This is a genomic window from Variovorax sp. JS1663 (assembly GCF_002157355.1).
Lineage (GTDB): Bacteria > Pseudomonadota > Gammaproteobacteria > Burkholderiales > Burkholderiaceae_C > Variovorax.
The window spans coordinates 180,627-200,069 of sequence record NZ_LYMK01000007.1 but is presented as its reverse complement, the minus strand read 5'-3'; the positions used below and the strand labels follow the sequence as shown (position 1 = coordinate 200,069).

17 protein-coding genes are annotated in these 19,443 nt (G+C 71.8%); 2 read left to right on the top strand and 15 right to left on the bottom strand.

Translation table 11 applies throughout. The features are described from left to right. The first annotated feature begins 236 nt into the window (after positions 1 to 236). Positions 237 to 1,442 (top strand): acetate/propionate family kinase, encoded by a 1,206-nt coding sequence (locus tag A8M77_RS08910; RefSeq protein ID WP_086921192.1) that lies wholly within the window; start codon positions 237 to 239, stop codon positions 1,440 to 1,442. 88 nt (positions 1,443 to 1,530) lie between these two features. On the opposite strand, the gene A8M77_RS37215 is transcribed toward A8M77_RS08910, so the two are convergent. Next, on the bottom strand, positions 1,531 to 1,656 hold the full coding sequence (locus A8M77_RS37215) for a hypothetical protein (protein ID WP_272947430.1): 126 nt from the start codon (positions 1,654 to 1,656) through the stop codon (positions 1,531 to 1,533). 1 nt (position 1,657) lies between these two features. Beyond that, positions 1,658 to 2,167 (bottom strand): cupin domain-containing protein, encoded by a 510-nt coding sequence (locus A8M77_RS08905; protein WP_086921191.1) that lies wholly within the window; start codon positions 2,165 to 2,167, stop codon positions 1,658 to 1,660. 196 nt (positions 2,168 to 2,363) lie between these two features. Between A8M77_RS08905 and A8M77_RS08900 the strand changes: the two genes are divergently transcribed. Further along, positions 2,364 to 7,457 (top strand): sensor histidine kinase, encoded by a 5,094-nt coding sequence (locus A8M77_RS08900; RefSeq protein WP_086921190.1) that lies wholly within the window; start codon positions 2,364 to 2,366, stop codon positions 7,455 to 7,457. On the opposite strand, the gene A8M77_RS37210 is transcribed toward A8M77_RS08900, so the two are convergent. From A8M77_RS37210 to A8M77_RS08835, 13 genes are all read right to left on the bottom strand, one after another. Next, complete coding sequence (locus A8M77_RS37210; protein WP_086921189.1) at positions 7,406 to 8,494, bottom strand: PAS domain-containing protein; 1,089 nt, start codon at positions 8,492 to 8,494, stop codon at positions 7,406 to 7,408. The genes A8M77_RS08900 and A8M77_RS37210 overlap by 52 nt on opposite strands. Next, positions 8,491 to 9,372: a sensor histidine kinase gene (locus tag A8M77_RS08890; RefSeq protein WP_086921188.1), complete on the bottom strand. Its 882-nt coding sequence runs from the start codon at positions 9,370 to 9,372 to the stop codon at positions 8,491 to 8,493. Before A8M77_RS08890 ends, A8M77_RS37210 begins: the two co-directional genes overlap by 4 nt. Positions 9,373 to 9,415: 43 nt before the next feature. Next, entirely contained in the window at positions 9,416 to 10,123 is a 708-nt protein-coding gene (locus A8M77_RS08885) for a response regulator transcription factor (protein ID WP_086921187.1), read from the bottom strand. Beyond that, the gene (locus A8M77_RS08880; RefSeq protein WP_086921186.1) at positions 10,120 to 10,893 is read right to left on the bottom strand and encodes an HvfC/BufC N-terminal domain-containing protein; all 774 of its coding nucleotides are present in this window, start codon (positions 10,891 to 10,893) and stop codon (positions 10,120 to 10,122) included. Before A8M77_RS08880 ends, A8M77_RS08885 begins: the two co-directional genes overlap by 4 nt. Next, positions 10,877 to 11,734, bottom strand: coding sequence for an MNIO family bufferin maturase (gene bufB, locus A8M77_RS08875; RefSeq protein ID WP_086921185.1), 858 nt, complete (start codon positions 11,732 to 11,734; stop codon positions 10,877 to 10,879). Before bufB ends, A8M77_RS08880 begins: the two co-directional genes overlap by 17 nt. An 83-nt stretch (positions 11,735 to 11,817) precedes the next feature. Then, positions 11,818 to 12,768, bottom strand: coding sequence for a YeeE/YedE thiosulfate transporter family protein (locus A8M77_RS08870; RefSeq protein WP_086921184.1), 951 nt, complete (start codon positions 12,766 to 12,768; stop codon positions 11,818 to 11,820). Between the two features lie 15 nt (positions 12,769 to 12,783). Then, positions 12,784 to 13,935 (bottom strand): patatin-like phospholipase family protein, encoded by a 1,152-nt coding sequence (locus A8M77_RS08865; protein WP_443270686.1) that lies wholly within the window; start codon positions 13,933 to 13,935, stop codon positions 12,784 to 12,786. A 9-nt stretch (positions 13,936 to 13,944) separates the two neighbouring features. Then, complete coding sequence (locus tag A8M77_RS08860; protein ID WP_086921183.1) at positions 13,945 to 14,727, bottom strand: 3-hydroxybutyrate dehydrogenase; 783 nt, start codon at positions 14,725 to 14,727, stop codon at positions 13,945 to 13,947. A 10-nt stretch (positions 14,728 to 14,737) separates the two neighbouring features. Beyond that, positions 14,738 to 16,066 (bottom strand): NAD(P)/FAD-dependent oxidoreductase, encoded by a 1,329-nt coding sequence (locus A8M77_RS08855; RefSeq protein ID WP_086921182.1) that lies wholly within the window; start codon positions 16,064 to 16,066, stop codon positions 14,738 to 14,740. A 13-nt stretch (positions 16,067 to 16,079) separates the two neighbouring features. Next, positions 16,080 to 16,574, bottom strand: coding sequence for a DoxX family protein (locus tag A8M77_RS08850; protein ID WP_238136758.1), 495 nt, complete (start codon positions 16,572 to 16,574; stop codon positions 16,080 to 16,082). Positions 16,575 to 16,584: 10 nt separating this feature from the next. Beyond that, on the bottom strand, positions 16,585 to 16,899 hold the full coding sequence (locus A8M77_RS08845; RefSeq protein WP_086921180.1) for a BufA1 family periplasmic bufferin-type metallophore: 315 nt from the start codon (positions 16,897 to 16,899) through the stop codon (positions 16,585 to 16,587). 167 nt (positions 16,900 to 17,066) lie between these two features. Beyond that, positions 17,067 to 18,434 carry an MATE family efflux transporter gene (locus A8M77_RS08840; protein WP_086921207.1) on the bottom strand — a complete coding sequence of 456 codons (1,368 nt, stop codon included), beginning with the start codon at positions 18,432 to 18,434 and terminating at the stop codon, positions 17,067 to 17,069. Positions 18,435 to 18,604: 170 nt separating this feature from the next. Then, positions 18,605 to 19,174: a DUF2239 family protein gene (locus A8M77_RS08835; protein ID WP_086921179.1), complete on the bottom strand. Its 570-nt coding sequence runs from the start codon at positions 19,172 to 19,174 to the stop codon at positions 18,605 to 18,607. Positions 19,175 to 19,443 lie beyond the last annotated feature (269 nt).

The window sequence follows — 19,443 nt, the reverse complement described above, 5'->3', positions numbered from 1 at the left end:
GGGGAGGGGGAGGGGGAGGGTGGCTGCTGCATGCGCGAATATCTGAATACCTGAGTCCGGCCGAGGGTGAGTCAAAGTCACGATCACACGGATGGTGCATGCTGCGATGCAACAGATCAAGCCCGCCTGCCGATGACGATCTCTCCCGCACCCTTCCCCGATCCCGCCGCCTGCCTGCCGGACGCCCGGCAGCGCGTCGGCTCGACCGGTCGCTACCACGTGATGGATTGACAAGCATGAACGACGGGATGGTGGCGGTGGCCAACGCGGGCTCGTCGAGCCTGAAGTTTTCCCTCTACCGGTCGCAGGGCGAGGTGCTGGCGCCGGTGCTGCGCGGCCTGGTCGAGGAGATCGACACGGCGCCGCGTTTCACCGCACGCGATCCCGCGGGCCGGGTGCTCGGCCAGCGGACCTGGTCGCAGGGCGAGGCAATCGGGCACGACGCCGCGCTGCGGCACGTGATCGGCTTCGTGCGCGAGCTCGTGCCTGGCATCGCGCTGCGCGGCATCGGCCACCGCGTGGTGCACGGCGGCATGGACTTCGCGCAGCCGGTTCTCATCACGCCGGAGGTGGTGGGCCACCTCGAGGCCCTGTCGCCGCTGGCCCCGCTGCACCAGCCCAGCAACCTCGCGGCGGTGCGCCTGGCCTTCGAGCTGCTGCCGGGCGTGCCGCAGGTGGCCTGCTTCGACACGGCCTTTCACCGCAGCAACTCGGAGCTGGCGCAGATGTTCGCGCTGCCGATGGCGTTCTACGACGCCGGCGTACGGCGCTACGGCTTCCACGGCCTGTCCTACGAGTACATCGCGTCTCGCCTTCCGGTGGTCGCGCCCATGCTGGCCCAGGGCCGCGTGATCGCGCTGCACCTGGGCAACGGCGCCAGCCTGTGCGCGCTGCAGGGCGGCCGCAGCATCGCCAGCACCATGGGCTTCACCGCGCTGGACGGGCTGCCCATGGGCACCCGCTGCGGCAACATCGACCCGGGCGTGCTGCTGTACCTGATGAACGAGCGCGGCATGGATGCGCGCGCCATCGAGCAGGTGCTGTACCGCGAGTCGGGCCTCCTTGGCGTGTCCGGCCTGTCGAGCGACATGCGCGTGCTGCTGGCCAGCGAGGCGCCGCGCGCGCAGCTGGCGGTCGCGCTTTTCGTGCATCGCATCGTGCGCGAGATCGGCTCGCTCGCCGCCGCGCTGGGCGGCCTGGACGGGCTGGTGTTCACCGCCGGCATCGGCGAGCATGCCGCCGAGATCCGCCGCCGCGTCGGTGCCGGCGCGGCCTGGCTGGGCCTGGCGGTCGACGAGGACGCGAACGCCGCGGGCGGGCCCTGCGTCAGCACGGCGGCCAGCCGCTGCTCGGCGTGGGTGATCCCGACCGACGAGGAGCTGATGATCGCGCGCCACACGCTGAGACTGCTGGACAAGGAGCATGCCGATGAGCGAGGCTGACCAGTGCATCGCGCAGGAACCCGGCGGGTCGCAGGTGGAGGCGATCGTGCACGCGCCGCCGGCCTGAGCGCCGCCGGCGGCGCCGGCATCAGCCGGTGATGACGGGCAGCCGCCGCCCCACCTTGCGCCGACGGCTGCGGCGCAGCCAGTGCCGGCCCGGCACCGGGAGCCGGCAGCGGGCCGGCGATGCGAAGGGACATGAAGGGCTGGCCATGTCACATCTCGTGCGGGTCCATCTGCATGCCCGTGGGGAACAGGTCCACCGAGATCAGCACGGCGGTGGTGCCGCCGGTGTTTTTCCACCAATGCGATGTGCCGTTCCGTTCAGGCGCCACGTCGCCGGCCCGGTGGACGATGGGCACCGCGCAGCTGCTGGCGTACTCGACCACCTCGCCGGACACGATGTAGATCATGGCCGGCCGCTCGTTGTGGCTGTGCCAGGGCACGATGCCGCCGGGCTTCATCTCCAGCTGGCGCAGGCGGAACAGGCGGCCTTGCAGCGCCAGCGGCTCCTTCGACAGATCGGTGCTGTAGCGCACCACGTCGGTGACGTCCTTGGGGCTGGACGGGCCGGGCTTCTGGCCCTGGCCGTCGGCGACGACCTTGTCGGCCGGGCATTCGCCCGCGCGGGCAGCCGGAGCCAGGGCGCCAAGGGCGCAGGCGGCCAGCGCGGCGAGCAGGGCGGGGCGCCACGGCAGGCGGCGCGGGGGGTTGGCGATGTGCATGTGGGTTCTCCTGGAAGCGAAGGGTGGTTGACGAGGGGCGGATCGCCTTTCGGCGGCTCCGTGGCGCACTGTGGTCGCCGGGCCTCACGCCGCGGTCTCCCAAAGTTCACGCTTTGATCACGCATTGCCAGACGGGCCCGATCGGGCGCACAGTCCGCGTGGCGCACACACCGCGAATGGGAAGAGGAAAGACGCCATGAGCCCGACGCCCGAAGTGCAAGGCTGGATCGCCGACGGCGGTGCATTCCGTCCCGGCCGCGGCTTGCGCGCGGGCGATGCGCCGAGCCTGCCGCAGAGCCTCCGGCTGGGCACGCAACTGGCCGCCGCGCTGGCCGAACTGCACGGACAGGGCCGGGTTCATCTTGGGCTCTGCCCGGAGGCAGTGAGGGTCGATCCCGCCACGGGCTGCGCCGGGCTCGTCGACGCGGATGGCGCCATGGCGATACCTTCCGCGGTCGATGCCGGCGCGCTGGCCCGCCTGCGCCATGCCGCGCCCGAGCAGACGGGGCGCACTGGCGACACCCCGGACCACCGCAGCGACCTGTATGCCCTCGGTGCGCTGCTCTACGGCATGCTGACCGGGCGACCGCCCTTCGACGCCGACGACGCCATGGCGCTGATTCATGCGCACATCGCCGTCATGCCGGTGGCGCCCGCCACGCTGCTGCCGGCGATCCCGCAGCCGGTGTCGGACATCGTGATGAAGCTGCTGGCCAAGTCGCCCGCCGATCGCTACCAGAGCGCGACGGGCCTGGCCGCGGACCTGGCGTTCTGCGAACGCGAATGGACGGCGCATGGCTGCATCCAGCCCTTCGTGCCGGGCCTGCACGATCCCGCGCAGCGCCTCGCGATCCCCGCGCAGCTCTATGGCCGCGACGGCGAACAGGCACTGCGGCGCGAGGCCTGTGCACGCGTGCGCGACCCGCAGGCGCGCCCGGCCATGCTGTTGGTCGACGGCTACCCGGGCGTGGGCAAGACGGTGCTGGTGCTCGGGCTGTGCCGGGCCCTGGTTCGGCCCGAGGGCCATTTCGTGTCGGGCAAGTTCGACCAGGTGGTGCGTGGCGTGCCCTTCGGCGCGCTGATTCAGGCCTTTCGCGAGCTGGTGCGGCAGATGCTCACCGAGAACGAGCCCCGGCTGGCGCAGTGGCGCGAGACGCTGGCCCAGGCGCTGGAAGCCAACGGTGGCGTGCTGGCGCAGGTGATCCCCGAGATCGGGTTCATCCTCGGCGAGCAGCCGCCGCCCGTGCCGTTGGCGCCCACCGAGGCGCAGAACCGTTTCCAGCGCGTCCTGCGCAACTTCGTCGCCGCGGTGGCGCAGCCGGCGCATCCGCTGGTGATCTTCCTCGACGACCTGCAGTGGGCCGATGCGGCCACGCTGGACCTGCTGGCGCCGCTGCTGGACAGCCCGGAAATCCGCGGACTGCTGCTGATCGGTGCCTGCCGCGACAACGAGCCCGATGCGCCGCGTCGCCTGGCGCCCACGCTGCAGGCGCTGGAAGCCGCCGGCGTGCCGGTGCAGCGGCTCACGCTCGGGCCGCTGCGCCTGCCCGAACTGAGCGCCCTGGTGGCCGACATGCTGGGCGGCGGGCGCGACGAGGCCCTGCCGCTGGCCCGCCTGGCGCTGGAAAAGACCGGCGGCAATCCCTTGTTCGTACACCAGTTCCTCCGCAGCCTGGAGCGCGATGGGCATTTCCGCTTCGACATGGCCGCGCGGCGCTGGGCCTACCGGATCGACGCCATCGCGCAGGCGCCGCTGGCCGAGGACGTCGTGGCGCTGATGACGCGCAACATCCAGCGCCTGCCGAGCCGCTCGCAGTACGCGCTGACGCTCGCGGCCTGCATCGGCAATCGCTTCGACGCGCACACGCTCTCGCTGATCTGCGAGCAGCCGCGCGCGGCCGCGACGGACGATCTCGCCCAGGCCATGGCCGAAGGGCTGATCGTGCCGGTGCCGCAGGCCACGCGGCAGGACGAGGCGGCTGCGCGCGAGGATGCACCGGCCTGGGCCTTCCTTCACGACCGGGTGCAGCAGGCCGCCTATGCACTGATCCCGGTCGCGCGCAAGCCCATGCTGCACCTGCGCATCGGCCGCCTGCTGCTCGCGCAGGCCGGCGAGGCACCGGCACAGCAGGCGCTGTTCGACATCGCCCATCACCTCAACCGCGGGCGCGGCCTGATCGACGATCCGGGCGAGCGGCGCGAGCTCGCGCGGTTGAACCTGCGCGCGGGACGCGAGGCCAAGTCGTCGACCGCGCACGAGGCCGCGCTGGAGTTCTTCCGCGCCGGCCTCGAACTGCTCGACGAGGCGCAGTGGGCACACGACCACGCGCTGTGCTTCGCGCTTCAGCTGGAGGCCGTGGAAAGCGAATACCTGTGCGGCCGATTCGAGTCGGCACAGCCGCAGTACCAGCAACTGCTGCGGCGTGCCGCGACCTCCGTGGAGCGAGCGCAGGTCCATCAGCTGCAGAGCGTGCAGCACGAGCACATGGCGCGCTATGCGCAGGCGCTGGCCAGCACGCGCGACGGGCTGTCGCCCTTCGGCGTGCAACTGCCCGACACCGCCGCCGGCACCGGGCAGGCGCTGGCGCGGGAGATGGCGCGCATCGCCGACCTTCTGGGCGGGCGGCCGATCGCGTCCCTGATCGAGCTGCCGGTGATGCGCGACCCCGAGATCCGGATCGTGATGAGCATGCTCACGGGCATCTGGGCCTCGGCCTACATCCTCGGCGATCCGACCCTCGCGCGGCTGATCTCGGCCATCCTCGTGCGGCTGTCACTGGAGCATGGCAACGCGGAGGAATCGGCCTACGGCTACGTGACACACGCGATCACCGTCGGGCCGGTGCAGGGCGATTTCCGCAGCGCCTATGAATTCGGCACCCTGGCGCTGGCCGTCAACCACCGCTTCGGCGACAGCCGGCGGCGCGCCAAGATCTACCAGCAGTTCCATGCGCACGTGAACTTCTGGTGCCAGCCGCTTGCCAGCTGCGTGCCCTACGCGCGCGAGGCTTGCCGCAGCGGGCTGCAGAGCGGCGATTTCCTCTATGCGGCCTATGGCGCCGGCACCGAGCTCTGGGCGGCCTTTCCGGGCTGCCGGGAGCTCGGGGCCTTCGTCGACGCCCATGCGCCCAGCGTGGCGCTGATCCGCAAGCTGAAGAACCAGGGCTTCGCCGATGCGACGCAGCTCATGCTGCAATGGGCGCTTGCGCTGCAGGGTCGCACGCGCGGTCCGCTGTCCCTGTCGGACGACGGCTTCGAGGAGGAGGCCTACGGCGGCCTCTATCGCGACAACCCCTTCTTCGCCAGCTTTCACGCAGTGGCCCGGCTGCATCTGTGCTGCCTGCTGGGCACGCCGGCGCAGGCGCTGGCAGCGGGGCGCGTGGCCGGGGCGACGGTGCACCACGTGGCCGGCACCATCTGGCCGGTGATGCACGCCTTCTGGAACGCGTACGCGCTGGCGGCCTGGCATGCGGAGGCGCCGGCCGCCGAGCGGGAGTCGGTGCGCGCCCAGGTCGCCCAGGCCCGCGCCTACTTCGCGTTGCTGGCGGACAACTGCCCGGAGAACTTCCGCTGCCAGGCGCTGCTGCTCGCCGCGGAGCTGGCCCGCATCGACGGCGACGGGCGCATCGCGATCGGCTTCCAGGAGCAGGCCATCGAATTCGCGGCCGGGCACGACGCGCTGCTGCAGCTGCGCGCGCTGGCCAACGAGCGGCATGCAGCGCTGCGGCTGGCACGCGGAGAGACCGCGCTGGGCGCGCTCCACCTGGCCGAGGCGCGCGCCTGCTACGCGCGCTGGGGCGCGGCGGCGAAGGTCGCGCAGCTCGAGGCCCGGCACCCCTGGCTGCGGCCCGCGCCGGCCGTGCCCGGTGCCGATGCGGCCGTGGCGCCGCCCGCCGTGGCCGCGCGTCCGGCAGGCGGACCCGGCGACGGCCTGGACCTCGACAGCGTGATGAAGGCGGCGCAGGCCATCGCGGCCGAGGTGGAGCTCGAGCGGCTGCCGGCGCGGCTGATCGGCATCGCGATCGAGAACGCCGGCGCGGACCGGGGCTGCCTGGTGCTGGAGGGCGAGGGCGAGGACGAGCCGATCGTGCATGCCGCCGGTACTCCGCACGCCGCGGACCCGGGCGCGATGCCGCTGTCGGCGTCGCGCAGCGTGCCGCCGGGCATCGTCCACTACGTGCGCCGCACCGGGGAGAGCGTGGTGCTGGCGGATGCGGCGGCCGACGACCGCTTCGGCAACGATCCCTACATCCAGCGCCAGCGGCCGCGCTCGGCGATGTGCGTGGCGGTGCAGAAGCAGGGACGCCTGGCGGGCGTCCTGTACCTGGAGAACAGCCAACTGGCCGGCGCCTTCACGGCGCAGCGCATCCTGGTGGTGCGGACGCTGGCCACGCAGGCCGCGGTCGCGCTGGAGAACGCGCGCCTCTTCCAGGGACTGCGGCGCGAGATCGGCGGGCACCAGGCGGCGCGGCAGGAACTCGCCGCGGCCCTGGCCCAGGTCCGGCGCCTGAAGGAGGACCTGGAGGCCGAGAACGTCTACCTGCGCAGCGAGCTGATCGCCAACGTCTCGCACGACCTGCGTACGCCGTTGGCGGCGCTGCGCGGCTACCTGGAGATGCTGGCCCGCCGGGGCGACGAGCTGCCGCAGGCGACGCGGCGCAGCTACGCCGGGATCGCGCTGCGCCAGAGCGAGCACCTGGCCACGCTGGTCGACGAGCTGTTCGAGCTCGCCAAGCTGGACTTCAAGGGCGTGCAACTGGCCCGCGAGACCTTCCGGCTGCCCGAGCTCGCGGGCGACGTGCTGCAGAAATTCCAGCTGGCCGCCGACCGTCAGCAGGTGGCGCTGCGCGTCGAGGCCGGCCCGGACGTGCCGATGGTCGATGCCGACCTCGGCCTGGTGGAGCGCGTGCTCGACAACCTGATCGGCAACGCGCTGGAGCACACGCCGGCCGGCGGCACGGTGAGCGTTTTGCTGCGGGCGCATGCGGGACGGGCGCTGGCCTGCGTGGCCGACACGGGCGACGGCATCGCCGACGAAGCGCTGCCTTTCATCTTCGACCGCTTCTACCGCGTGGACCGTGACGGCGTTCGCGCCGGCGCCGGGCTGGGCCTGGCGATCGCCAAGCGCATCGTGGAACTGCACGGCGGCGAGCTGCGGGTGCAGAGCAGCGTCGGGGAAGGCTGCCGCTTCAGCTTCGACCTGCCGGCGGCGCCGCTGCCGGCTGGCCGCGATGACGCTCAGGATGCCACCGCGCCCGACGCCGGCTCGCCCAGCCGCGCCAGCGCCTGAAGGCGCTCCAGCTCCGCCGCCGCGCGTGCCAGGAAGATGCGGTAGACCGACTCGACCAGCACCTCGTCGCCCAGCGGCGCGCGATGGCGGAATGCCAGGTGGCCCAGCATGCGGCCGTCGCTCGCGATGATCGGCAGGCCGAGGTAGGACTCCCAGCCGGCCTCGCGCGGGAACATCTGCGCCAGGCCGCTGCGGTGCAGCGCTGCGCGTTCTTCGCGGATCACGGCCTCGCAGGGGGTGCCGGCCAGGGCGAACTCGAAGTTGTCCGAGAGCGCGCCGTCGGCCCAGTACGCCAGCGTGCGCACCCGCGTCGGCGGCTGGTCGGCGCACTCGGCGACGAAGGCGCAGTCCAGCCCGAGGGCACGCGCGAAGTGCCGCACCATGGCAGGAAAGAAGGCTTCGCCCACGGCGCCGGCCGTGCCGTCGGCCACCGCCTGCAGGACCTGCGAAACGCGGCGCAACTGGGTGATGTCGACGTCCTGCCCGACCACGCGGTACGCCGCACCGCCGGCGCGCCGCAGCGCGACGCCCCGGGACAGCACCCAGCGCACGCTGCCGTCCTTGTGCAGCAGGCGCAGCTCGCGCTCGAAGCGGGCATCGCCCGCGGAGGCGTCGGCCGCCATCGGCCGCGCCAGGGCGTCGTCCAGTGCGGCGCGGTCCTCGGGATGGACGCGAGAGCGCCAGCCCTGCAGGTCGCCCGGGATTTCGTTCGCGTCGAAACCCAGCATGCTCACCCAGCGCGGCGAGAGCTCCACGCGTCCGGAGGCGATGTCCCAGTCCCACATGCCGTCCTGGCTGCCTCGCAAGGCGGCGGCATAGCGCTCCTCGCTCGCGCGCAGTTCGGCCTGCGCCGCGGCGCGCGAAGCCTCGGCGCGCTCGACCGCGCCGCGCTGTTCGGCCACCCGCAGTTCCAGCTGCGCCAGCCGGGCGTTCCATTCGCCGCGACGGCGTGCTCCGCGGTGAATGGCCCATGCGGCCAGCCCGGCGAGCAGCACGAGGGCGATCAGCCAAGCGACGGTATCTGCCGATGCGTTCATGCATCCACTCCCTCGGTGATCCGCTGCGCGGTCGCCGCGGCGGGCGGCACGAGCGGCAGGTCGAAGCGCAGACAGGCGCCGGCGCCGGCGACGCTGGCCGCTGTCAACTCGCCACCGTGCAAGCGCACGATGCGGCGCGCGATGGCCAGCCCGAGGCCGCCGCGTCCGCCGGGAATCGCGCGGTCGGCATGGTCGTAGCGGTCGAAGATGCCGGCCATCTGATCGGCCGGGATGCCGCTGCCGGTGTCGCGCACGGCCATTCGCGCACGGTGCACATCGCGGCCGAACTCGATGCTCACCGTGCCGCCGGCCGGCGTATGGCGCAAGGCGTTGTCCAGCAGGTTCTCCAGCACGCGCTCGACCATGCCGATGTCGGCCAGCGCGTGCACGCCGGCCGCCCCGCCGTCGCCGGCCACGGCGCGCAGCGCGATCCCGCGCCGGCGTGCATCGAGACCGAACTTGAGCGCCACGTCCTGCGCCAGCTCGGCCAGCGAGAAGGGCTCGGGCTGGGGCCGAGCCTCGTCGCCTTCCAGCTGGCTCAGCTCGAACAGGTCGTCGACCAGCCGCCCCAGCCGCTCGCTGTGGCGCACCGCGGTCTCCAGGTAGTTGCGCTCCTCCTCGGCCGGCAGGCTGCCGTGGCGCAGCAGCAGCAGTTCCAGGTAGCCGCGCATCGAGGCCAGGGGCGTGCGCAGGTCGTGCGACACGTTGGCCAGCAATTCGTGCCGGCGGCGGGTGCCCCGCTCGAGTTCGGCCAGCTGGTCGTCGATGCGCAGCGACATCCGATCCAGCTGCGCTGACAGGTGCCTCAGGCGCCGCGAGAAGCGCCAGTAGACGGCCAGCGCGGCCAGCGCTGCCGGGGCGGCGCCGACGATCAGCATGTACAGGCTTTCCACGGTGCGTGAACCTTGCCGGTCGCCTCACTCACCTTTCGGCGAATTTGTAGCCGACGCCCCAGACGGTCTGGATGTAGTCGGGATTGCCCGGATCGCGCTCGATCTTGTTGCGCAGGCGGTTGATGTGGGAGTTGACCGTGTGCTCGTAGCCGCTGTGGCTGTAGCCCCAGACCTGGTCGAGCAACTGCGCGCGCGTGTGGACACGGCCCGGGCTGCGCGCGAAATAGGCCAGCAGCTCGAATTCCTTGGCCGTGAGCTCGAGCAGCCGGCCGTCGAGCAGGGCTTCGTGACGCTGCAGGTCGATGCGCAGGCCGCCGGCCTCGATCGGCTGCTGCGCCTGCTGCGCGCGCTCGGCCGCGGCCTGCTGGTGGTCGGCGCGCCGGAACACCGCCTTCACGCGCGCCGCCAGTTCGAGCATGCTGAAGGGCTTGGTCAGGTAGTCGTCGGCGCCCAGCTCCAGGCCGAGCACGCGGTCGAGCTCGGAGGACTTGGCCGTGAGCATCAGGATCGGCGTGTAGCGCGGCAGGGCGCGCAGCCGGCGGCAGATCTGCAGGCCGTCCATGCGCGGCAGCATCAGGTCGAGGATGACCAGGTCGTAGTGGCCGGCCTCGCCCTCGGCCAGCCCGGCGACGCCGTCGGTCACGAGGCGGCAGTCGCAGTCGAGCTCGGCCAACTGCAAGGTCACGAGCCGGCCGATGTCGGGATCGTCCTCGATCACGAGCACGCGGCGCGTCATGTGCTCATCCCGGTGAAGAGCCCGAGCGCCAGGTGCCGGACCAACGCGGCGCCGATGTCGAAGGCGGGATCGAGGTCGATGGCGCCGGCGCAGGCCTGGCCCAGGCCGGCGCCCTCGTCGAGCGCGCAGAGCCAGCGCTGTTCGGCAGCGTCGAGCGGCACGAAGACCACCTCCAGCGCCTGCTGCATCACCAGCAGCCGGACGCAGCCCTCGTCGAGCGAGACGGTCTCCGCCTCGTCGGCGTCGGGCTGGTTGGCCTGCCAGATGTGCAACACCGGGTACGGCGAGCACACGAAGCGTGCCGAAGGCTGCAGCGCCAGGCGCAGGCCTGGCTGTGCACCGCGCGGCACGGCGGCCAGGCTGGCGGGCGAAAGCGGGGGCCGCACCGCTTCATGGTAGGCCCGGTGCACGGCCCATTCGAGCGCGGCCACGTCCGGCAGGTAGGGCAGGGAAGACGCCGGCGCCCAGGCGCGCAGGAAGGCCGGGAAGTCGACGCCGAAGTCATGCAGGTCGCCGGAGCGCGAGGGATGCAGGCCGATGCAGGCCCTGGCGGCCTGGTGGAAGAAGGCGGCACCGACCAGCCGTTCGCTCACCGGATAGACCGCGCGCAGCGCCGCCACCAGGCTCTCCACCATGTTGTTGCGATAGATGGCCAGGCGCCGCGTGGCAGGCAGGGTGCCGGGGCGGACCAGGTGCGCCGCCGCGGCCGGGTCGCCGCGCCGCAGCAGCGCGTTCATCACGCGGACCTGGGTGTCAGACAGCGCAAGCATGAAGCGCCTCCATCATCGCGCGGGCCTTCTCGGCCTCTGCCACCAGGGCGGGCAGCGGGGGCAGATCGGCATCCCACTCGACCAGGGTGGGCACGGGGCCGAAGCGCTCGATCGCTGCGGCGTAGAGCGCCCAGACGGCGTCGGCGACCGGGGCGCTGTGCGTGTCGATCAGGATCTCGGCACCGTCGTCGAGGACGTTGCGCGTGAAGCCCGCCAGGTGCATCTCCCGGACCGCCGCGCGCGGCAGCGCGTCGATGTAGCGCAGGGGATCGAAGCCCAGGTTGTGCGCGCTGACGTGGATGTTGTTGATGTCCAGCAGCACACCGCAGCCGCTGCGGTCAGCCACCTCGGCCAGGAACTCCCATTCGGGCACGGTGGATTGCGCATAGTCCAGGTAGGCCGAGAGGTTCTCCAGCAGGATCGGCCGCCCGAGGAAGTCCTGCACGCGCTGCACCCGCGCAACCACGTGCGCGAGCGCCTCTTCGGTGTAGGGCAGCGGCAGCAGGTCGTTGGCATGGACGCCACCCACGGAGGTCCAGCACAGGTGGTCCGAAACGAGGTCCGGCTCGAGCATGCGGACCAGCTCGGCGAGGCGCCCGAGGTGCCTTTCGCACAGCGGGTCGACCGAGCCGATCGACAGGCCCACGCCATGCAGGCTCAGGGCGTGGCTCTCGCGCGCCAGCAGCAGGAAGTGCAGAGGCTTGCCGCCGCGGCCGAAGTAGTTCTCGCTGTGTGCCTCGATGAAGCCCACGGGCGGCCGTGTCTCGGTGAAGGCGCGCCAGTGCTCGGGCCGAAGGCCGATGCCGGTGCGTCCGGAGAGAGAGGGTGGCGTGGGCTGCATGCGGCTCTCCTGGTGCCGGAAATTCTAGGCAGCCACCGGGCGCCGGCGATGCCCGTGACCGATTTGTGAAGATTGCGACCGCATCACGGCTGCACCCGCCGCGCGAGCAGGCGCGCCGCACCGATGGTGAGGCACATCAGCCCGAAGGCAGCCCACGCATAGGGCCACAGCAGCGGCATGCCGACCAGGATCAGGCCATCGTTGCCGCCCGGGATCAGCAGGCTGCCCCAGCCCATCAGCAGGCCGCCGGCCAGGCGGCGCAGGCACTGCCCCGGCGTGACGGTGCCGCCTGCCCGGCGGCCGGCGCCACGGCCGCCCCAGACGGCACCCAGCAGCAGCGCGGCGAACAGGGCGGTGCGCGCTGCCAGGCCCGCCGCCATGCCGCGCGCCAGCTCCGCCAGTACCTCCGTGTAGGCCCATGCGCCCGCGACCAGCAGCATCAGCACGAAGCTGATCCCGATGACGGTGGTGGCGGCATGCGGTGACCAGATGCGCTCGGCCAGGGCGCGTCGCACGCCGGCCATCCGCAGCGGCGCCTGCACCCGCCAGGCGGCGAAGGCGAGGAAGGGCAGGACCGCCCAGGCCGGGGATTCCAGCACCGGCGATCCTTGCGCCAGCGGATGCTGCAGGTCCGCGCCGAACAGCCCCACGCTCAGGCAGCCGATGTAGAAGCCCAGCGGCGTCAGCGCATAGCTCCATTCGCCCGACCCGAGGCGTGCGATGGCGCCGAAGACGCAGGCGCGGTTGACCCACGCGCCGAGGCCGAGCAGCGCGCCGCCGGCCAGGGTCCAGCGGTCGAGCGCATAGCCTGCCGGCATGGCCGGCAGCATGTGCAGCGCTCGCGCCAGCAAGAGGCCGCCGGCCACCCACAGCGAGGCCTCGGCCAGCGCCAGCAGACGGCGCGCGCTTCGCTTCTCGACGATCTCCTCGACGGCAGCGACGGTGCAGGTGCCGCCACGCTGAATGGCGAAGCCCATCACGCCCGCACACAGCATGGCGAGCGCGAAACCCAGGGCGGTGAGCATCGGGCCCATGGCGACTCGCTGGCGTCAGTAGTGCTCGATCACGCCCTCGATGGGATCCGCGTTCGCCTGCTGCCAGGGCGCGCGCTCGATCATCCGCATCGTGTCGGCATGGCCGGCCCGGCGGCGCGTGCAGATGCCGGCCGGCGTGAAGTCGATGTCTTTCGTGTGGTCCTCGCCCTCGACGCGCGGCGCCAGCAGGTGCGCCACGTGCATGGTGGTCCAGCAGCCCCAGGCCGCCAGCGCCGCGACCTTCGAGTCGGCGCGGCGCGAGGCCGGAATCTGCTTGTGCAGCTCGCGGATGACGTGGCGCAGCCGGTGGATCTGCTTCTGACGCGTGATATGGCTGTCGGCACGGCTGGCGAACTGGATGTCCTTGTGGCGCGCCATCACCTGCCAGATCGACTCGGGCTCGGGCGCCGCCTGGTGCCAGACATTGACCGCGAAGATCAGCGAGTCGCGGCGCGGCTTGTCGTCGAGCACGGCCTCGATCGGCGTGTTCGAGTAGATGCCGCCGTCCCAGTAGGGCTGGCCGTCGATGCGCACCGCGGGGAAGGCGGGCGGCAGCGCGCCGGAGGCCATGACGTGCTCGACGCCCAGCCGTTCCCTGCGGGTGTCGAAATAGCGCATCTCGCCGCTGCACGCGTTGACCGCACCGACGGTCATGCGCGTATGGCACTGGCAGAGGTATTCGAAGTCCACCAGCGACTCCAGCGTGCCGCGCAGCGGTGCGGTGCTGTAGTACGAGGCCGCCTCCACGCCCAGCTGCGCGTTCGCGCCGCGCAGCGCATGCAGGTTGGGCGTGAAGAAGTCCGGGATGCCGCGCATCACCGTCGACATGTTGGAGGCCAGGTTGCCCAGACCCATCCAGTCCGGCCAGCGCAGGGTGGGGGCGTGCGCCTGCATCATGTTCCAGAAGCTGTCGAGGCGCTCCATCCGGTGCTGCGGCGGGTTGCCGGCGATCAGGGCCGCGTTGATGGCGCCGATGGAGGTACCGATCACCCAGTCGGGCTCGATGCCGGCCTCGTGCAGCGCCTGGTACACGCCGGCCTGGTAGGCGCCCAGCGCACCTCCGCCCTGCAGCACAAGCACCACCTGGCCGGGCAGGGTTTCGCGGCCGGGGTTGCGGCCGGCAGTGGCGCGCGGCTTCGTTGCGTTGACCATGATCGAGGCCCTCATGCCCGGCGCTCAGTGCAGCGTCCAGCCGCCGTCCATGGCCAGCGCGGTGCCGGTCATGGACGCCGCGGCGTCCGAGGCCAGGAACACGGCCAGCGCCGCCAGTTCCTCCACCTCGACGAAGGACTTGCGCGCCTGGTGCGAGAGCATCACGTCGCGCACCACCTGCTCGGGCGGGATGCCGTGCACCTTGGCCTGGTCGGCGATCTGCTTCTCGACCAGAGGCGTCTTCACGTAGCCGGGGCAGATGGTGTTGGAGGTGATACCGAACTCGGCCAGTTCCACCGCCACCGTCTTCGACAGCCCGACGAGGCCGTGCTTGGCCGCCACGTACGCCGACTTGAAGGGGGAGGCGGTCAGCCCGTGGGCAGACGCCACGTTGATGATGCGGCCGAAGCCGCGCGCCTTCATTCCCGGCGTGACGGCCTTGATCACGTGGAAGGCCGATGACAGATTGATCGCCATCACCGCGTCCCACCGGTCGTCGGCGAATTCCTCGATCGGCGCCACGTGCTGGATGCCGGCGTTGTTGACCACGATGTCGACCTTGCCGAACTCGGCCTCGGCCGCCGCGATCATGGCGCGCACCTGCTCGGGCCGGCTCACATCGGCGGTGCTGTAGCGCACCTTGGTACCGAACTGGCGCTGCATCTCGCCGCGCGTGAATTCGACCTCGACCGGATTGCCGAAGCCGTTGAGCATGATGTCTGCGCCGCTTCGCGCCAGGGCGCGGGCGATGCCCAGGCCGATGCCACTGGTGGAGCCGGTGACGACGGCAGATTTCCGTTTGAGCATGGCACTCTCCTCAGGGTTGGGGTTGGATGCGGGGAAGCGTTTCGGCGGCGCGCGGCAGCTCGGCGTCGGCCTCCGAGGTGCGCGTGAAGCGCAGGTGGGTGATGTCGGCCGGGAACAGCATGCCCCAGGTCCATTCGACCCAGATGCGCAGCTTGCGGCCGGCGGTGGGCATGCGCCAGAGGTAGTAGGCGCGCCACAGCAGCCAGGCCGGCAGCCCGTGCAGGCGCAGGCCGAACACGCTCGCCACCCCCTTGAGGTGGCCGGTCGTGGCCATCATGCCCCTGGACACGTGGCGGAAGGCCTGCGTCGGCCGGCCCTCGATGCGGGCGGCCAGATTGCGTGCCAGCGCGAGCGCCTGGGCCACGGCGAACTGGGCGGTGGGCGGTGCGAACGCGCGCGTCGCTTCGTTGCGGACCAGCGCGCAATCGCCCAGCGCCCAGAGACCGGGCTGGCCACGGACCGACATGTCGTCCGCGGTCTGGATGCGTCCGCGCAAGCGGGGCAGCGGCAAGGCATCGAGCAGCGGGTTGGGCCGCGTGCCGACGGTGCAGATCACGGTGGCGGCGTCGAGCCGATCGCCGCCGGCGAGGCGCACGCCGTCCGCGTCGACCTCGGCCGCCAGCGCGTTCAGCCGCACAGCGATGCCGCGCCGGCGCATCGAGCGCGCTGCGGCATGGCCGAGCGAATCGGGCAGTTCGGGCAACAGCCGGTCGCCGCCCTCGATCACGCTCACCTGCAATTCCTCCGGCCGCACCTGCGGGTAGTAGCGCGCGGCGCTGCGCAGGAAATCGGCGAGTGCGCCGGCCACTTCCACGCCGGAGAAGCCGCCGCCGAGCACCACGAAGTGGCCCAGGCGCCGGCGCTCGGCCGGGTCGCGCTCGAGCTCGATGCGCGCGATGCGCTGCAGCACCCGGTTGCGGATGAACAGGGCATCGCCGACCAGTTTGAGCGGCAGCGCGTGCTGCTCCAGCCCCGGCACCAGGCCCAGGTGGGCGCGCGTGCCGAAGGCCAGCACGAGGTGCTCGTAGGTGATCTCCAGCGGGCCCGCCAGCGTTTGCGCCTGAACGCGGCGCCGCCCGGCATCGATGCCCGTCACGCGGCCCATCACGAAGCGGCTGGTCTCGCCGGGCCGCAGCATCTGGCGGATCGGCGCCACCACGTGCTCCGGGAACACCGAGGCGCCCACCACCTCGGCCAGCATCGGGTTGAAGGTGGTGTAGCTCTCCTCGCTGACCAGCACCACCTGCCAGCCCTGCGGCAGGCGCGGCGCCAGCGCGCGCGCCAGGGTCGTGCCGGCGAAGCCGCCGCCGACGATCACGACGTTCCTGTTTTCGGGCATGGCACGCTCCCGGTCAGCGGCGGCCGGCGAGCCGGGCGACGAGGTGATCGAGCGAGATCTTCCCGGGCCCGTGCAGCAGGCTCACCAGCAGCAGCAGGCCCCAGGTCTGGTGATCGCGCAGGCCCGCTGCGCCCAGGTCGGGGTAGGAGATCACGGCCACGATGTTGAAGACGAACAGCACCCCGGCCGAGAAACGGGCGCCCAGGCCGATCGCCAGCAACACCGGGAACAACAGTTCGACGCCGGTGCCCAGCCAGGCTGCCAGCTCGGGCGGCAGCAGGGGCACCGCGTACTCGTTCTCGAACAGGGCGAGCGTCGAACTCCAGGTCGCGACCTTGGTCAGTCCCGACTTGAAGAAGACGGCCGCGGCGAACAGCCGCACCGCCAGGTCGGCCAGCGGTGCGAGGGCCTGCAGGCCGCGGTGGGCCGCGCCGACCCGCTCGGCCAACTGCCGTGCCAGGCTGGCGCGCGGGGTGCCGGGGGCGTGCATGGAAGCCGTGGTGTGCACGATCGGCTCCTCAACCCTTCTTCGCCGCGCCGGCGGCGGCGGCGCCGCCGTGCACGTTCTCGGGCTTGTTCGTGACCGTGCCGCCCGCGATGCGCGCGCAGCTGCCCTTGGCGACGTAGATCCAGGCCTCGGGGTCGCGGTCCACGGTGGAGGTGCCGGCGCAGGCGCTCTTGCTGGTGCCGCAGTCGTTCTGGCCGGCCTTGACGATGCCGGCGCACTTCTCGGTCTGTGCCTTCTGTGCCAGGGCGCCGGTGCTGGCGGCAGCCAGGCCCAGCGCGAGCAGGCTGGCCAGGGCGCCGTGGATGCGTTGATGGTGCGCGTTCATGTGAATCTCCTGTCGAGGGTTGAAGTGAAGCGGGGTGGGACCGGGTTCGATGCGTTGCCGCATCGCTGCTCCTGTCCTGGAAGCCAGTCTGGCTCCCGCGGTTCACGCGCCCATCAACGAAGATTCACGAAATGGTCACGGCCGGGCAGGCCGCTTCGCACCCAGGCTCAGATCAACCGCCTGATCGCCTTCTTGCGCCAGACCAGCCGGTAGTAGCTCGCCTGCAGGGTCAGCATCGCGGCGAAGGCCACCGGGTAGGACACCCAGATCCCGTTGAGCCCGATGCGGTGGCTCAGCCACCAGGCCACCGGCACCTCGATCAGCGCGATGCAGAAGATCGAGATCGAGGTCGGCACCAGCACCGAGCCGCTGGCGCGCATGATCCCCGACAGCGCCGCGCCCATGCCGAAGATCACGGTGCTCCACAGCATGATGTGCAGCAGCGTCTGCGCCACCTCGATCACCGGCTCGCTGGTGATGAAGAAGCCCATCAGCGGCCGCGAGAACAGGTAGCCCAGCAGCACCAGCCCGCCGGTGAGCACCACGTTCATCATCAGCGCGGTGCGCGCGATCGCGCCCAGGCGCTTCACCTGGCCCGCGCCGATGGCCTGCGCGCCCAGCACCGAGGCGGCGATCGCGATCGAGATCGCCGGGAACTGCACGTAGGCCACGACCTGGTTCACGGCGCCATAGGCCGCGGTGGCCTCGGAGCCGTAGGCGTTGACGAAGGAGAGCAGGGCGAGCTCGGCCAGCGAGACCACGATCATCTGCACGCCCGTGGGCACGCCGACCTTGAGCACCGCCTTCAGCAGCGCCGGGCGCACGCGCAGGTGCCGCACGAAGCCCGCATCGGGCGCCAGCGGGCTCTTCTTGCGGCGCAGGTGAAAGCCCAGCCAGGTGGTCGCGACCACGAAGGAGATCACCGTGGCCCAGGCGCCGCTGGCCACGCCCAGCATCGGCAGGCCGAACCAGCCGCGGATCAGCGCCGGCGTGATGACCAGGCCGAGCCCGGTCGAGATGATCAGCGTGTACAGCGGCGCCACCGTGTCGCCCACGCCGCGCAGCATCGCGGTGGACAGCAGGAACACGAACAGCCCCGGCATCGCGATCAGGATGATGCGGGCGTAGCGCGTGGCATCGGCGAGGATGTCCGGCGGCGTGCCCAGCGCCATGAGCATGGGCTCGGTGAAGGCGCCGCCGAAGACCGCGACGGCGAGCCCGAACAGCACGCCCACCGTGAGCGTGGTGCCGGCCACCGCGCGCGCCTTCTCGGGCTCGCGCGCGCCCCAGGCCTGGCCGATCAGCACCGAGGCGCCCGCGCCCAGGCCGATGGTGAAGGCGATGAAGAAGAACATCACCGGGAAGAAGCTCGACACCGCGGCCAGCGCGCCGACGCCGATCATCTGGCCCAGATAGACGTTGTTGAGCGTGCCGGAGAGCGACTGCAGGATGTTGCTCAGGAGCATGGGCGCCAGGAAGAGCAGGAAGGTCTTCCACAGCGGCCGCGAGGCCATGGCCGCGGCGCGCGGATCCATGCGGGAGGCGACGGGCGGCGGCACCGGGTCGGCCACCGTGGCCGGGGGCGCGACGACCTCGCCGGCGCATTCCACGTCCTCGGGCTCCATCGGCGGGGCAGGGATGCTGCGATGAACGGGCGTACCTTCGCTTTCGGCTGCGGTATTCGCCTTCGGAGCGGCCGTGCGGCTCATGCTGCACTCCATGCCGCGGCGGCGAGTTGGTGCAGGTACGCGCGCAGGTCCACGGGCCAGGGCTCGACCAGGGACTCGAAGCGCGCGCGCTCGCCGGCGAACAGCGCCCGCGCGGCGTCTTCGAAGCCCGGCAGGTTGCCCGCGATATCGCTCATGACGCGGTAGGCGGCTTCGCGCGAGGCGCGCTGCGCGTCGCGGTCGGCGTGCACGCGGCGTGCCTCGTCGACCAGGCGGCGCAGCGCCACCGAGGCGCCGCCGGGCTGGCGGCTGAGCCAGTCCCAGTGGCGCGGCAGCAGCGTGACTTCCCGTGCGACGACACCCAGCTTGGGGCGGCCCACACCGCGGGTCGCCTGTTCGTCGGTGGCGGCACCCTCGGCCGCCGGCGCGGCCCCATCCGGACGCAGATCGAGATCGAGCCGCTCGCCGGTGCTGTCGTCGAAGACGAAGGGCGGCGCTGCGTCGGCGCGGCTGCGCAGCTGGGCCAGCACCTCGGCGCGCGGGCCCGTGGCGATGCGCGTGAAGCCGGCAAAGGCGGTCAAGGTGGATTCAGGGGGAGAGAAAGACATGGGGGCAATAATACCCGGGCAAAACAAGTCATGCAATCTACCCGGGTGAAAATTTTCAGCCTGCGCGGCGCAGTGCGCGCCACCAGCGGCGGGCGCCGCTTCCTGCATGTCGCAGGAACTTGCGGATGAACCGGCGCATGTGCGGCCATTGTGAGGGGCCGAGGTGTGCCCGGACCGTTCCTGTCCAGGCCGCCAGCCGTGCCGGCGACGTGGTAACGCCCCCTGAGCCCTATGGCAAACTAACCCGCTTCGTCGCTTTTCTCCTTCTC